Source organism: Gordonia sp. N1V, assembly GCF_029269935.1.
Taxonomy (GTDB): domain Bacteria; phylum Actinomycetota; class Actinomycetes; order Mycobacteriales; family Mycobacteriaceae; genus Gordonia; species Gordonia polyisoprenivorans.
Map to the genome: position 1 here is coordinate 1 of NZ_JARJDD010000088.1, position 342 is coordinate 342.

The following is a 342-nucleotide window of genomic DNA, read 5'->3' on the forward strand; positions in this document are numbered from 1 at the left end:
GGCGGCGTTCTCCTGGTATTACGCGTGGACGCCGGGGACGGGGTATCTGGCGAATTTGTTGCCGGATGGGAGTGCCCCGTTGACTCAGCAGTGGCCGTCGTTGGCGATCATCGTGTTGGCCGAGGTGTGGAAGACGACCCCGTTCATGGCGTTGTTGTTGCTGGCTGGTTTGGCGTTGGTGCCCGATGATTTGTTGAAGGCCGCCCAGGTGGATGGGGCGGGGGCGTGGACGCGGTTGTGGCGGATCATTTTGCCGTTGATGAAACCGGCGATCCTGGTGGCGTTGTTGTTCCGTACTCTGGACGCGTTCCGGGTGTTCGACAACATTTATGTGTTGACCGC

At 60.5% G+C, this 342-nt stretch carries 1 protein-coding gene; it reads left to right on the forward strand.

Annotation, left to right across the window (positions count from 1 at the left end; all coding sequences use genetic code 11):
- Window positions 1-342, forward strand: a 342-nt coding sequence (locus P3L18_RS28225) for a sugar ABC transporter permease (protein ID WP_276116009.1), incomplete at both ends; no start/stop codon positions are given.